General features: G+C 75.7%; 7 protein-coding genes. 1 reads left to right on the top strand and 6 read right to left on the bottom strand.

Features of this window, described 5'->3' with window-relative positions; genetic code table 11:
* The 6 genes from PUR56_RS06435 to PUR56_RS06410 all read right to left on the bottom strand — a co-directional run.
* Window positions 1-1023: IMP dehydrogenase (locus PUR56_RS06435; protein ID WP_329948185.1), on the bottom strand; the 1023-nt coding region annotated here is incomplete at its 3' end.
* Between the two features lie 174 nt (window positions 1024-1197).
* Window positions 1198-2436 carry a methionine adenosyltransferase gene (gene metK, locus PUR56_RS06430; RefSeq protein WP_329948184.1) on the bottom strand — a complete coding sequence of 413 codons (1239 nt, stop codon included), beginning with the start codon at window positions 2434-2436 and terminating at the stop codon, window positions 1198-1200.
* 163 nt (window positions 2437-2599) lie between these two features.
* Window positions 2600-4621 carry an FAD/NAD(P)-binding protein gene (locus PUR56_RS06425; protein WP_329948183.1) on the bottom strand — a complete coding sequence of 674 codons (2022 nt, stop codon included), beginning with the start codon at window positions 4619-4621 and terminating at the stop codon, window positions 2600-2602.
* A gap of 213 nt (window positions 4622-4834) precedes the next feature.
* Entirely contained in the window at window positions 4835-5809 is a 975-nt protein-coding gene (locus PUR56_RS06420) for a quinone oxidoreductase family protein (protein ID WP_329948182.1), read from the bottom strand.
* Complete coding sequence (locus PUR56_RS06415; protein ID WP_329948181.1) at window positions 5806-6831, bottom strand: DMT family transporter; 1026 nt, start codon at window positions 6829-6831, stop codon at window positions 5806-5808. Before PUR56_RS06415 ends, PUR56_RS06420 begins: the two co-directional genes overlap by 4 nt.
* 58 nt (window positions 6832-6889) lie before the next feature.
* The gene (locus PUR56_RS06410) at window positions 6890-7744 is read right to left on the bottom strand and encodes an SAM hydrolase/SAM-dependent halogenase family protein (RefSeq protein ID WP_329880721.1); all 855 of its coding nucleotides are present in this window, start codon (window positions 7742-7744) and stop codon (window positions 6890-6892) included.
* Window positions 7745-8295: 551 nt separating this feature from the next.
* On the opposite strand from PUR56_RS06410, the gene PUR56_RS06405 reads away from it, so the two are divergent.
* On the top strand, window positions 8296-14640 hold the full coding sequence (locus tag PUR56_RS06405; RefSeq protein ID WP_329948180.1) for a tetratricopeptide repeat protein: 6345 nt from the start codon (window positions 8296-8298) through the stop codon (window positions 14638-14640).
* Window position 14641: the final 1 nt, after the last annotated feature.

Genomic DNA, 14641 nt, shown 5'->3' with positions numbered 1-14641 from the left:
GCCGAGCCGGCGCGCCTCGGCGGCGCACTCCAGGACGGCGGAGAACTGCGGACGGCCCACGCCGGTCATCATCCGGGTGGTGCACATCGCGCCCGGCCCGACCCCGACCTTCAGGATGTCGGCGCCCGCCTCGACGAGGTCCCGCACGCCCTCGGCGGTGACCACGTTCCCGGCGATCAGGGGCACGCCCGGGTCGAGCGCACGGACCAGGCCGAGCGCCTTGAGCATGGCCTCCTGGTGCCCGTGCGCGGTGTCGACGACCAGGGCGTCGACACCGGCCTCCAGCAGGCGGGCGGCCCGGCCGGGCACGTCGCCGTTGATGCCGACCGCGGCCGCCACCCGCAACCGGCCGGCGGCGTCGACGGCGGGTGCGTAGAGGGTGGCGCGCAGCGCTCCGGTACGGGTCAGGATGCCGACCAGCCGGCCGGCGCGGTCGACCGCCGGGGCGTAGCGGTGGTTGGCCGCGTCCAGCTCGGCGAAGGCGCCGCGCGGGTCGGCGGCGGCGGTGTCGGCGTCGAGGAGCAGCAGGTCGCGGGACATGACGCGGTCCAGCGGGGTGAAGCGGTCGACGCCGGTGAGGTCGCGGTCGGTGACGACGCCGACGGGCCGGTGGGCGTCGTCGACCACCACGCCCGCGTCATGGGCCCGCTTGGGGAGCAGGGCGAGCGCTTCGCCGACCGTCTGCGCGGGGCCGAGGACGATCGGGGTGTCCAGGACGAGGTGACGGCTCTTCACGAAGGCGACGGTGTCGGCGACCAGGGCCGGCGGGACGTCCTGCGGCAGTACGGCGAGCGCGCCCCGGCGGGCGACCGTCTCGGCCATCCGCCGGCCGGCGACGGCGGTCATGTTGGCGACGACCAGCGGGACGGTGGTGCCGGTGCCGTCGTTCGAGGAGAGGTCGACCTCCTGCCGGGAGCCCACGGCGGAGCGGCCGGGGACCATGAAGACGTCGTCGTAGGTGAGGTCGTGACCGGTCGGAGGGGTGGCCGACGGGCGGCCGGTGCCCGGTTCCAGGAAGCGCATGGGTCGTCCGCCAGGGTGGGGAGGGGGGCGGGTGCGGGGTGCACCCGCCCCGGGTCGGAGGCGCGGTTCACGGTTCACGGTTCGTGGTTCAGGTGCGTGGTTCGTGGGTCGGAGGCGTGGTTCGTGGAGGGCGGGTTGCCGCCCGCTCTCTGCCGGCCGCTGACCGCCCGCGGGTCAGCGGCCGGCCGCGGCGCGCAGGGCCTGGGCGCGGTCGGTGCGCTCCCAGGTGAAGTCCGGCAGCTCCCGCCCGAAGTGCCCGTACGCGGCGGTGGCGGCGTAGATCGGCCGCAGCAGGTCGAGGTCACGGATGAGGGCGGCCGGTCGCAGGTCGAAGACCGCGGCGACGGCCGCGCCGATCCGCTCCGGGGCGACGGTCTCGGTGCCGAAGGTCTCGACGAAGAGGCCGACCGGCTGGGCCTTCCCGATCGCGTAGGCGACCTGGAGTTCGCAGCGGGTGGCCAGCCCGGCGGCGACCACGTTCTTGGCGGCCCAGCGCATCGCGTACGCGGCGGAGCGGTCGACCTTGGACGGGTCCTTGCCGGAGAAGGCGCCGCCGCCGTGGCGGGCCATGCCGCCGTAGGTGTCGATGATGATCTTGCGGCCGGTCAGGCCGGCGTCGCCCATCGGGCCGCCGATCTCGAACCGGCCGGTCGGGTTGACGAGCAGGCGGTAGCCGTCGGTGGCCAGCTTGATGCCGTCCTCGGCGAGGAGTTCGAGCACGGGCTCGACCACGTACTCGCGGATGTCGGGGGTGAGGTGGCCGTCGAGGCTGATCTCGGCGGCGTGCTGGGCGGAGACCACCACGGTGTCGAGGCGGACCGGCCGGCCGCCGTCGTACTCGATGGTGACCTGGGTCTTGCCGTCGGGGCGCAGGTAGGGGATCGCCCCGTTCCTGCGGACCTCGGCGAGGCGGCGGGAGAGCCGGTGGGCCAGGTCGATCGGGACGGGCATCAGGGTCGGTGTCTCGTCGGTGGCGTAGCCGAACATGAGGCCCTGGTCGCCGGCGCCCTGCCGGTCCAGGTCGTCGGCGTCGCCGTCGGCTGCGGACCGGCCCGGCGAGGACCCTCCGACGCGCGCCTCGTAGGCGCTGTCGACGCCCTGCGCGATGTCGGGGGACTGCGCGCCGATCGAGACCGAGACGCCGCAGGAGGTGCCGTCGAAGCCCTTCTCCGAGGAGTCGTAGCCGATCTCCCGGATCTTCGCGCGGGCGAGGGCGGCGACGTCGGCGTGGGCGGTGGTGGTCACCTCCCCGGCGATGTGCACCTGGCCGGTGGTGATCAGCGTCTCCACGGCGACCCGGGAGGCCGGGTCCTCGCGGAGCAGCGCGTCGAGGATGGTGTCGCTGATCTGGTCGGCGATCTTGTCGGGGTGGCCCTCGGTCACGGATTCCGAGGTGAACAGCCGCCTGGACATGGCGAATCCCTGGAAGGTCGGCGGTCCGGGCGGACCGCGGGCGGGCGGAGCGGGGCGGGGGCAACAGCGGGTGCGAACAGCGGGTGCAGGGGGCGGCGGAGGGCGCAGATGCAGTGGCCGGTGCGGGGCCGGTGCGGGGCGGGGCGGTGGTACGGGGTGGCGGTCAGACCGCCACGCCGGTGTGCGGGGCGGGCGCGGTGGCCTGGGAGACCGGTGCGGGCACGGGCGCCGGCGCCGCGGCCGGCAGGAGCGGGTGCAGGGCGAGGACGGCGCGGGCGATGGCGTCCGAGTCACCGAGGGTCACCGAGTTGACGCCCGGCCGGATGCCGGCGGCGGTGACCCAGTGCACGGCCTCCGTCGGGACGCCGTAGGCGAACCTCCGGGGGTGGGCGCGGCCGTCCGCGGCGAGCAGCCGGTAGGGGCGTTCGGTGACGGCCAGGCCGCCGGTCTCGTACGCCGCGCCGGAGGTGTCCCGGATCCGGTAGGTGCGGGCCTGTCCGGCGTCGAGCAGCCGCCGCAGCAGCCGGTCGCCGGTGCGGCGGAGGTCCGGTTCGGGCAGCCGCGCCTCGATCAGGGCCCGCGCGCGCACCGGCGGCGCGTCGACGGCGGGGGAGTGGGCGGTGAAGGAGGGCTGCGGCCCGGTGGTGTCGAGGCCGATCCGGACGTCCGGGCCGAGGACCTCGACGACGCCGGCCTCGATCAGGGCGCGCAGTTCGTCGATCCGGGAGGCCGGCGGGCCGATGGAGAGGAACGCGTTCAGCGGGGTGTACCAGGACTCCAGGTCGTCACGGTAGGAGGAACCCTCGATGCCGCCGTGGTCGACGGCGAGCCGGATCTCGTTGCGCAGGTCGCGCAGCACGTCGAGGGCCGCCTTGAGCGGTCCGCTGAGGTTGCCGGACCGGGCCTCGCGGGCGTCCCGGGCCAGTTGGCCGAGGAGCCAGGCTCGGTGTTCCGCCCGGTCGCCGAAGCGCCGGTCCGCGTGCGGGTGGGCGAGGGCGTGCCAGTCCCAGCGCTCCGTCTCGGGTATCCGGTGCCGGTCGAGCAGGGCGGCCCGCCGGTCGGGGTCGGTGCCGAGGTACTCCTCGGCCAGCCGGGCGCCGGTCTCCGGGTGGCCGGTCGCGGCGAGCAGCGTGGCGTAGTACACGGCCTCCACCTCGCGGGCGACCAGCGGCCACAGGTCGTCGGCGAAGCGCACCGGCTCGCCCGCCTCGGCCCGCTTGCGCAGCCGGGCGACGTACTCCTCGGTGAGCAGCCGGGGGGTGTGGCGGCCGTGGGCGCCCTTCTCGTTCTCGCCGCGCGCGTGGTACGGCACGCCGCGGCGGGAGCCGGCCACGATCAGCGGCTCGCGTCCGGAGGGGTGGTAGACCAGCCGGCCGCCGTGTTCGGCGAACCGGCCGCCGCGGCCGCGGGTGAGCAGGGCCAGGTGGTCGAAGAAGTTGAGTCCGAGACCGCGGACCAGGACGGGGCGGCCGGGCGGCAGGGTGGACAGGTCGACGTCGGCGGGGTTGGCGGGCGGGAGGTAGGTGAGGCCGTGTGCGGCGGCGGCGCGGGCCAGGGCGCGTTCGCCGGAGGTCGCGCCGGCCGGGACGTGGCCGAGGGCGAGGACGACCGCGTCCAGGCCGACGAGCCGCCGGCCGTCCGCGAGGGTGAGCACCTGGGACGCTCCGGGGAGCGGGTCTGTGTCGTCCAACTCGACCGCGCGGGTGCGGTGTTCGACGATCCGGCAGTGTGCCGGGGCGGTGGAGCGGACGCGCCGGTAGACGTCGACCAGGTACCGGCCGTAGAAGGCGCGGGTCGGGTAGGCGTCCGGCGACAGGTCGCGGGCCTCGGCCCGGACCGGGACGTCGTACTCGCCCGGACCGCCGTGCGGGACGGTCGACTTGGCCCACTGGTAGAGGCTCGGGCCCTCCTCGACCGGGCCGTCGATGGTGACGCTCGGGTCGGTGAAGACGGTGACCTGGGAGGCCACGGTGTTCATCAGCAGCAGGCGGGACTGGGTGGTCCGCCAGACCCGCCCGGCGCCGGGCGGGTAGGGGTCGACGAGGTGGACGGTCAGCGCGGCGGCCGACGGGCGGGACCGTTCGTTGGCCAGCAGCCGTTCGAGGACGGAGAGGCCGCGGGGGCCGGCGCCGACCACGGCGATCTGCCGGTGCCGGGCCGACGGGCCGGGGGAGTGGGGAGCCATGGTCGATGTCCTCCCGTTCTGGGTCGACGCCCCGCCGGCGAAGGCGGAGTCCGGCGGGGCGTCGGGCAGGTGTGGTGCGACGGTGGTGACGCGGTCGTGACGGGCCCGGGGCGGCGTGACGCGGCCGTTCCCGGGGGGCGGTGCGGAACCCGTGCGCCGGACCTCGCGCCTCGAATCCCGCGCGCCGGAACCTCGCGCGCCGGAACCCGTGCGTCAGGGGTGGCGCAGCAGGATCTTGCCGAGGCTCTCGCGGCGCTCCAGCTGCGCGTGCGCGGCGGGGGCGTCGGCGAAGTCGTACTCGCGGTCGATCCGGGCCCGCAGTGAGCCGTCGATCAGGCCGGAGAAGAGGTCGCCGGTCCGGGTGGTGAACTCCTCGCGGGTCCGGACGTGGTGGGTGAGGCTGGGCCAGGTGAGCCGCAGCGAGCCCTTCTGGACGAGGAGGAACGGGTCGATCGGGTCGGGGGTGCCGCTGGCCCGGCCGTAGACGACCAGGGTGCCGCGCGGGCGCAGCGAGTCGAGGCTGTCGAGGAAGGTCACCTTGCCGACCGAGTCGTACACCGCGTCGGCGCCCACGCCGTCGGTGACCCGGTGGACGACCTCCCGGAAGTTCTCCCGGTCGTAGCGGACCACGGTGTCGGCGCCGAGCCCGGCGATCAGCTCGGCCTTCTCGTCGGTGGAGACGGTGCCGATCACGTGGGCACCGGCCCGCTTGGCGAACTGGACCAGGAACTGCCCGACCCCGCCGGCCGCCGCGTGCACCACGACCACCTGGCCCTTGGCGATCGGGTGCGAGTCGTGGGCCAGGTAGTGGGCGGTGAGGCCCTGGAGCATCGCGGCGGCGGCCCGGCCGGAGTCCAGGCCGTCCGGCACGGCCGCCGCCAGGCGGACCGGCACGGTGACGAACTCGGCGTAGGCGCCGGGTACTTCGCCGTACGCGACGCGGTCGCCGACGGCCACCTCGGTGACGCCGGGGCCGACGGCGTCCACCGTGCCGACGGCGTCCATGCCCGGGACGAAGGGCAGCGGAACGGGGAAGACGCCCTGCCGGTGGTAGACGTCGACGTAGTTGACGCCGATGACCTCGGTGCGGATGCGGATCTCGCCGTCGGCGGGCTCCGTCACCGGCACGTCGTCGTCGACGCGCAGCTGCTCGGGGCCGCCGTGGGCGTGGACGCGGATCGCCTTCATGGGGTGGTACCTCGGCTGTTCTGGTAGGCGGGGTTGGCGGGTACGGGCGACGGCAGGCTGCCGCCGTCCGGGATCGGCAGGGGGTCGGCGGCCGGCGCGGAGGCCGGTTCGGGGGCCGGTTCGGTGGCCGGCGCGGTGGCCGGAGGGCGTGCGGGGCGGTTGGACACCAGGCCGCCGGCGATCATCAGGACGCCGCCGGCCAGTTGCAGCGGCGTGGGCGCCAGCGACAGGGCCAGCAGGCTGACGACGACCGTGAAGGCCGGCTCCAGCTGCAGCACGCTCGCGGTCTCCCAGGGTCGCAGCCGGTCCAGGGCCAGGTGCAGCGTCACGTACGCCAGGCAGAAGTTGGTGACGGCGAGCAGGAGTTGGAGGAGGAGGGTGCCCGTGCCGGGGTGCCAGCGCAGCGGACCGGGCGCGAGCAGCAGGACCGGCAGCAGCACCACCGTCGCCAGGACCAGCCGCCAGAGGCTCAGCTGGAGCGCCGGCACCCGGGCCATCAGGGACTTGGCGGGAAGGAAGGCGAGACCGGCCAGGACGGCGCCGGCCAGGACGAGCAGGTCGCCGCTGCCGACGGCGGTGAAGCCCGCGCCGGGTTCGCGCAGCACCACCAGCACGCCGCCGGCCAGGGTGACGGCGAGACCGGTGGACTGCCACCAGCGGAGCCGGTCACCGAGCAGGAACACCGAGGCGAGGACCGCCGTCGGGCCCTGGAGCTGGATCAGGAAGCCGCCGTTGACCGGGGTGGTCCGGCTCAGCCCGGTGATCACCAGGGCCAGCGAGAGGCCGGTGCCGACCACCGCGACGAAGCCGACCCGTGCCCAGTCCCGGGCGGAGAGCCCGCGCGGGACCAGCGGTCGGCGGCGCGCCACCAGGTATCCGGCCAGCAGCGCGGCGCCGATCGACAGGTTGAGCTCGGTGGTCAGCAACGGATCGATCTCGCGGGTCACCCGGTTGGCCAGGACGGCGCCGGCGCCGAAGAAGGCGGCGGTCAGCAGCGCGTATAGGTAGCCCTGCGCGCGCACGGTGGTGGGCCCTTCCGGTCGATGGGGCGGGTGGGGGCGGGATCCGCGGGGGCGGGGGTCAGCGGACCTTCACCCGGACGGTGTGGCCGCGCTCGACCCCGTACCGGGCCGCGAAGTTGCCCTGGTTGAGCGCGAGGCCGAGCTGGTCGCGGCTGGCGATGTAGGCGAGCGGCTCGCCCTCGCCGGTCTCGCCGAAGGTGCGGCGCAGCGGGGTGGAGAGCCGGGCGCCCCCGATCTCGATCTCCAGGGCGGCCTCGAAATCGACGCCCTGGCTGTCCAGGAATTCCCGGGTGATGCTGGTCCAGACGTTTCCGTAGTTCTTGTCGAGAATCGCGACCTCGCCGACTATCCAGCCGTCCTCCACGGTGGGTTCGGCGACGTCCAGCAGCGTGATGTCGGAAACTTCGATCTCGTCGCCGATTTCGCTGAACGATATTCCGTTGGCGATGTGCGCGGCGGCGGAAATGACGATGTCGCGACCGTAGAACGTCGGGTCGATGACCGGGCGGCGGACCTTCTCGGAGGTGATGCGGCGCACCTCGGCCACGCCCGCCTCCTTGACGATGCGGGTGAGCAGTCCGTTGTCGGGTGCGAAGTAGGTGTGCCCCTGGGGCGTGCGGAGGCCGATCGCGTTGTCCTGGACGCCGGTGTGCGGGAAGGTGACGCACGCGAACACGGCGTCGCCGGGGAAGTACCGGAACGAGTCGCGGATGTAGAGGCTGGCCTCGTAGATGTCGAACGGCGTCACGTCGTGGGTGACGTCGATGATGTTGGCGTGCGGGGCGATGCTGAGCACCATGCCCTTGCAGATGCCGACGGCGTCGTCGACGAGCCCGAAGTCGGTGAGCAGCCCGACGATCGGCCGGGGCGCGAGCAGGCCGGTGGCGGCGGTGGCTGCGGGGGAGACGGACATGCTGAACCCTTTCAGGATTACCGAAACGGGACGGCGTGCTTTGGGGGTGACGGGCCGGAACGCCGCAGGGCGGTCGGGAATATCCGGCGGGAATCCCCTGGTAAAGGGCGATTCAAGCGGCGCGAGATTGAAGCGAGGCTAGCACCCGGTCGGCGCCGAAGAAAGCTTGTGCTGTTGCGGCCGCATTAAGTCGGTTCGACAAACCGGAATGATGCCCGCCACTTGGGGAAATGTGCCGGTCGGGGCCGTGGAATAGTGCGCACGGGTCGACGGAAAATACCATGACCGGGTCGGACGGGTGCGTACGTGCGCACCCGCATTCGTGTGCGGACCGGTCCCGGCCGACACGGGCGGTCGTGGACGCCGGACGCGCCGGTGAACGTGCTCGCGGACCCGCGTGCGGACGCGGCCACCGAGGACCGGGCCTGACGGAACGTCACAACTGGGCCTCGGTCGCCGCGAGCCGGCCGAACGCGCAGACGGCGCGCCCCGCGGCCGCTACGGTGGGCGGCAGCCGAAACCGGGGGGCGGGCGCCGACGTGAACATCTCCATGACGACGTACGTCCGTCCCGAGGACGGCGTGCCCGGCCACGAGCCGTTCGAGCAGCGTCCCCGAGCGGTCTCGTCGGCGGTCACCGACGGGAACCCGCACGCCGAGCAGCGGGCGGTGGTGCTGACGCCGGAGGCCGAAGCCGCGGCCCTGACGGTCGAGGCCGCACCGAAGTCCCACCACCTGCCACCCCGGCCGACCGGTGAACTGGTCGGCCGGGAAGCGGAGGTGGACGCGATCGGCGAGGCCCTGGCCGAGGGCGGCGGTCTGGTCACCCAGGCGGCCACCCTGCACGGCCTGGGCGGCGTCGGCAAGACGGCGCTGGCACTGCACTACGCCTACAAGCACGTGAACACCTACGGGCTGATCTGGTGGATCACCGCCGAGTCGGAGGAACAGATCGCCGAGGCCCTCGCGGACCTCGCCGTCCACCTGCACCGCGACTGGGCGCTGACCGAGCCCCTGAGCCGCCAGGCCGAGTGGGCGGTGGCCTGGCTGCGCGCGCACGAGAACTGGCTGCTGGTCTTCGACAACGTCGAGGACCCGGTCCACCTGGCGCCCTACCTGAGCCGGTTGCTCGGCCGCGGCCACCAACTGGTCACCAGCAGACGCGCCGACGGCTGGCACCAGGGCATCCGCCCGATCCGGATCGACGTCCTCGACGCACCGCTCGCCGTCCAGTTGCTCTGGGGCACCGCCCGGCCGGGTGAGGAGCCCGCCGGGGCCGACGAGGTCGAGCAGGCCGAGGCCCGGGCGCTGGCCGACGAGCTCGGGCACCTGCCGCTCGCCCTCTCCCAGGCGGGCGCCCACGTCCAGCAGGCCCGGACGACCTTCGGCGCCTTCCGGGAACTGCTGCGCGCCGTCGCCCCGTCCGAGTCGCCCGCCATGCCCTCGGCCCTCGACACGGTCTCGCGGCTCTGGCGCACCACGCTGCACACCGTCGGGCGGACCGCCCCGTTCGCCGTCGAGCTGCTGCGCACGCTGGCCTGGTACGCCCCGGAGGCCCTGCCGAGCGAGGCGCTGCGGCCGTTCGGCTCCCGGAGTCCGAAGGAGGTGGACACCGCCCTGAAGGTGCTGGCGGGATATCACCTCATCACCCTCGGGCCGCAGACGGTGGCGGTCCACCGGCTGCTCCGGAGCGTCCTGCGGGCGGGCGACCAGGACCGGAGGGTCCGTTCGCGGGCCGAGCGGAACCTCGCCGCCGCGGTGGTCCGCCTCTGGCCGGAGGCCGACCAGGAGGCCCGCCGGGCACTGCTGCCGCACATCAGGGAGCTGGCGTCCTCCGTCGACTCCTCGTCGCGCCCCACGCCGGAGACGATCGAGCTCTACCGGCTGGCCGCCGAGGAACTCCCCGAGCCGGAACAGCGGGTCTTCGTGATCCCCCTGGTCGCGGCGGTCGCCGACGGCCGGCGCCGGCTGCTGGGCGCCGACCACCCCGAGACGCTCGCCGCCCGGGGCAGGCTCGCCGAACTCCACGCCCGGGTCGGCGATCCGGCCCGGGCGGTCGAGCTCTGCCGGGCCGTGGTGGCCGACCGCAGCCGGGCCCAGGGCCCCGACCACCCCGCCGTCCTGGCCGACCGGCACTCCCTCGCCCACGCCTACCGGAAGGCGGGCGACCACGGGCGGGCGGTCGAGGAGTTCCGGACGGTGGTGACGGAGCGCGCCCGGGTCCTGGGCGCCGACCACCCGGACACCCTCGCCGGCCGCGCCGGGCTCGCCTACGCGCTCCAGGTGTCGGGCCACCGCCTGGAGGCGGTCGCGGAGTTCGAGCTCCTCCAGGAGGACCTCGTACGGGTCCTCGGTCCCGACCACGCGGACACCCTGGCCGGCCGGAACAGCCTCGCCTACGCCCAGCTCACCGCCGGGGAGCACCGGCTCGCGCTGACGCTCTACGCGCAGGCCGTCACCGACCGGACCAGGGTGCTCGGCGCCGACCACCCCGACACGCTCACCAGCCGGGGCTGGCTCGCCGCCGCCCACGCGGCCGCCGGCGACCACCGCGCCGCCGTCGACGAGCACGAGGCCGTGGTCCGCGACCTCACGCGCACCCTCGGCGCGGACCACGGGCAGACCCTGGACGCCCGGGGCCGGCTGGTGAGGGCACGCGTCGAGGCCGGCGATCCGACGGGCGTGGTGGCCGAATCGGCGAGCCTTCAGGCGGACTGCATCCGGGTGCTGGGCGTCGACCACCCGGACGCTCTCGACGCCCGCTCCCGGTTGGCGTGGGCGTACCAGAAGGCCGGCGAGCACCGCCGCGCCGTGGCCGTCCACGAGGCCGTGGTCCAGGACCGCCGCCGGATCCAGGGGCCTGACCACCTGGACACCCTGGAGGAGCGCTCGGAGCTGGCCGAGGCCCGCCGCCTCGCCGGCGCAGCCGGGCAGGAGCTCGCCGACCGCGAGGCGCTGGTCGCCGACCGGCTGCGCGTCCAGGGCCCGCACCATCCGGACACCCTCGCGGAGCGGTCCCACCTGGCCCGCGCGTGGCAGCGGGCCGGGGACGACGGGCGGGCGGTCGACCTCGCCGAGGCGCTGGTCGAGGACCGGACGCGCGTGCAGGGCGCGGACCACCCCGGCACGCTCGGTACGCGGTGGACGCTGGCCTGGCTCTGCTCGGTCTCCGGCCTGCACGGCCGGGCGGTGGACCGGTTCGAGGCGCTGGTGGCCGACCGGACCCGGCTCCAGGGGGCCGACCACCCCGAGACGCTCGACACCCGGTGGTGGTGGGCCTGGGCGTGCCGGAGCGCCGGCGAGCACCGCCGGGCGATCGGCCTCTACGAGGAACTGGTCGCCGACCGGCTGCGGGTGTCGGGGGCCGACCACCCCGAGACGCTGTCCGCCCGGGGCGGCACGGCCTGGGCGTGCAGCGACGCCGGCGAGCACCTGCGGGCCCTCGACCTGTACGAGGCCCTGCTGGCCGACCGGGAACGCCTTCACGGCCCCGACCACCCCGGGACCCTGGTCGCCCGGGCCAGCCTCGCCCTGGCGCTCCGCAACGCGGGGCGGCACGGGCGGGCCGTCGAGTCCTACGAGGCCCTGGTGGCCGACCGGACCCGCCTCCAGGGTCCGACGCACCCCGACGTCCTCGGTCTGCGGGCCGACCTCGCCCTCGCGCTCCGGGAGGCCGGCCGGCACCGCGGCGCGATCGAGCAGTACGAGGCACTGGTGGCGACGCGGACGCGCCTGTTCGGCTCCGACCACCCGGACACGCTGAACGCCCGGTCCGGTCTGGCGACCGCGCACCAGGCGGCGGGTGATCGCCGGACGATCGGCCTGTTCGAATCCCTGGTCGCCGACCGGACCCGTCTTCAGGGGGCGGACCACCCCGAGACGCTCGTCGCCCGGGGGTGGCTCGCGTGGACCTGCCGGGAGACCGGCGACCACGGCCGCGCGGTCGAGCTGTACGACCTGCTGCTGGCCGACCGCCTGCGGCTGAAGGGCGGCGACCACCCCACGACGCTGAGCACCCGTTCCGGCAGGGCCTCCGCCGTCCAGGGGAGCGGCGACCACCGGCGCGCCGTCGACCTGCACGAGGAGGTCGTCGCCGACCGCACCCGGGTGCAGGGGGCGTTCCACCCCGACACGCTCGACGCGCGGTGGGCCCTGTCCAGGGCCTGCACGGACGCCGGCCACCACGGCCGTGCGGTCCTCCTCCTGGAGGACCTGGCCGCGGACCGGTCCCGTGTCCAGGGGCCGGACCACCCGGGGACGCTCGGCGCGCGGTGGTGGCTGGCCCTGGCGTGTCGGCAGGCCGGGGACCACGCCCGCGCGCTGGAGCTCTACGGGGCCGTGCTGGCGGACCGGACGCGGGTGTCGGGCGCGGACCACGCCGAGACGCTCGTCGCCCGGTACGGTCTGGCCTGGACCCACCTGGAAGCCGGTGACCCGCTCCGCGCCGTCGCGCTCCACGAGGCCCTCCACCGGGATCGGCTCAGACTCCAGGGGCCCGACCACCCGGAGACACTGGCCGGGCGGGTCGGCCTGCTGCACGCGCTCGTTCTCGCCGGCCGGTTCCGCGAAGCACTCGCCGGGCAGGAGGCACTGCTGGCGGACCGCCTCCGGATCAACGGCCCCGACCATGCCGAGACCCTGGCGGCCCGTTCGATACTGGCCTGGGCGCTGAGCCGTGCGGGGGACGGGCCGGGGGCACTGGCGGTCCGCGAGACGCTGCTCCGGGACCGGATCCGCCTCAAGGGCCCGGAGCACCCGGAGACCCTCGGCGCACGGGCCGCCGTGGCGTACGCCCTGGAGGACAACGGACGCGTCCGCGAGGCCCTGGCCGAGCGGACGAGCCTCGTCGAGGACCGCCTCCGCCTCCAGGGCGCGGAACACCCCGACACCCTGGACGCACGGTCGTGGGTGGCCGCCCTCCACCGGAACACCGGGGCGTACCGCGTGGCCGCCGACCTCTACGAGGCGCTGATCGCGGACCGGGCCCGGGTCCAGGGGCCCGACCATCCCGCCACGCTCGACGAACGCCGCCACCGTGCCCTCACGCACCGGGAGGCGGGCCGCTACCGCCAGGCGGTGTCGGAGCGGGAGCTCCTGGTCGCCGACGTCGCCCGGATCCACGGCCCCGACCACCTGGACAGCCTCATCGCGCGCTCCGACCTGGCGCACGCCCTGCGTTGGAGCGGGGACCACACGGCCGCCGTCGAGCTCTTCGAGTCCCTCAGGGACGACCTGACGCGGCTGCGAGGGGCCGGCCACCCCGTCACCCTGGGCGTCCTGGACAGCATCGCGTACACCCTCCGCGAGGCGGGCCGGTACCCGGAGGCCGCGGCCCGGTACCGCGACCTGCGGGCGGTGGCCGCCGACGCGCTCGGCCCGGACCACCGGACGGTGCTGGACGCCCGTTCGAGCCTCGGCGTCACGCTGCGGAGGGCGGGGGACTACCGGGCGGCGGTGGACGAGCTCTCCGCGCTGGTGCCCGACTGGGTGCGGGCGCTCGGACCGAACCACCCCGGGGTCTTCCTGACCGGACGCCGCCTCGCCTACGCCTCCCATCTGGCCGGTGACACCGGCACGGCCGTCACCCTGGTCGCCTCCCTGGTCGACCGGGCGGCGAAGGCGCTGGGAGCCGCGCACACCGAGACGGTGGAGTGCCGGGTGGCGCACGCCCTGTTGCTGGCGCTCGGCGCGCGGCCGTTCCGCGCGGTGGTCCTGCTGGGGGAGCTCGCCGAGGAGAGCGCCGGGAACCGGGGGCCGTACCACCCGCGCACCCTGGGCATCCGCCAGGATCTGGCCTTCGCCCGACACCGGGCCGGGGACCACGCCGGGGCGGTGCGGGTGTACGAGGCCGTGGTCGAGGACCGCGGGCTCCGGCGCGAGGGCCTGTCCTCCGGGGTCCCCGCTCTGCTCGCGGCCGGGCACCGTGACACCGACGAGCCGATCGTGGCCGTGGCCGGCCGCCGGACGGGGGACTCCGAGCTGTTCCCCACGCTGGCGGTCGGCCTGGCCCGGGCGCTGGCGGCGGCCGGGCGGCACGAGGCCGCGGCGGACCTGCTCGCCGCCGTCCGCGCCGGGCGGGACGCCGTGATGGGGGCCGGGCACCCGATCGCCGTGGAGAGCCGGGCGGCGGCCGGGGCGGGGGCCGCCCCGGAGCCGGCCGCGCCGCTGCCGTCCCGGCGGGCCCCGGCCGCTCTGCCGGCGGCCCGCTCGGACACGACCGAACCCGGTCCGGCCGAGCCCACCGCCCCGGCTGGGCCGGGCCCGGCCCAGCCCGGCCCCGCGGTGCCCGACCCGGCCGCGACCGGCCCTGCCGTGTCCGAGCCGGTCGCGCCCGGCGGGCCCGCCCCCGGCCTCGTCTCGCCCGGCGGGGAAGCCCCCGTCGAGGCGGTGCCCGACGAGGAAGCCCCTGCCGAAGCCGCCCCCGCCGAACCCTTCGGGGCGGCCGTCGCCCCGCGCGACCCGGCGGGTCCGGTCGGCGTACCGGCCGCCCGGGTCGCCTGGCGGCCCCGGATCACCCTGCTCGACGAGCCCGCGGTGGGCGTCCCGGCCCGGCTGGAGCTGAGGTTCGAGCCGGACGTGGATCCGTCCGGGGCCGCGCCCGCAGACCCCGCCGACCGCGCGGAGCCCACCGACCCCGCCGACCCCGGCGGGGCGCCGGGGCTGCCGGAGCTGCACCTGGTCGCGGCCGTCGCCTCGGACGCGGTGATCGACCCGCCGGTCACCGTCTACGACCCGGCCGGTCCGCCCGCCGAGTTCGCCCTGACGCCGGCCGCGTCCGGCCGGCACCGGATCCGGATCACCGTCTACGACCGGGGCTACGGCGTCGCCCTCCAGGACCTGGAGACCGCCGTCGACGTCACCCCCGCCGTCACCGTCCAGGAAGAGGAGCAGGAGTAGC

The sequence above is a fragment of the Streptomyces sp. BE303 genome (assembly GCF_036290945.1).
In the GTDB taxonomy this organism is placed as follows: Bacteria; Actinomycetota; Actinomycetes; order Streptomycetales; family Streptomycetaceae; genus Kitasatospora.
This window is presented reverse-complemented; position numbering and strand designations above follow the sequence as displayed.

Bases quoted from the DNA above. Each gene is read 5' to 3' on its own strand.
- PUR56_RS06405 (WP_329948180.1), top strand. From the start codon at position 8,296: ATGACGACGTACGTCCGTCCCGAGGACGGCGTGCCCGGCCACGAGCCG.
- metK (WP_329948184.1), bottom strand. From the start codon at position 2,436: ATGTCCAGGCGGCTGTTCACCTCGGAATCCGTGACCGAGGGCCACCCC.
- PUR56_RS06420 (WP_329948182.1), bottom strand. From the start codon at position 5,809: ATGAAGGCGATCCGCGTCCACGCCCACGGCGGCCCCGAGCAGCTGCGC.
- PUR56_RS06425 (WP_329948183.1), bottom strand. From the start codon at position 4,621: ATGGCTCCCCACTCCCCCGGCCCGTCGGCCCGGCACCGGCAGATCGCC.
- PUR56_RS06410 (WP_329880721.1), bottom strand. From the start codon at position 7,744: ATGTCCGTCTCCCCCGCAGCCACCGCCGCCACCGGCCTGCTCGCGCCC.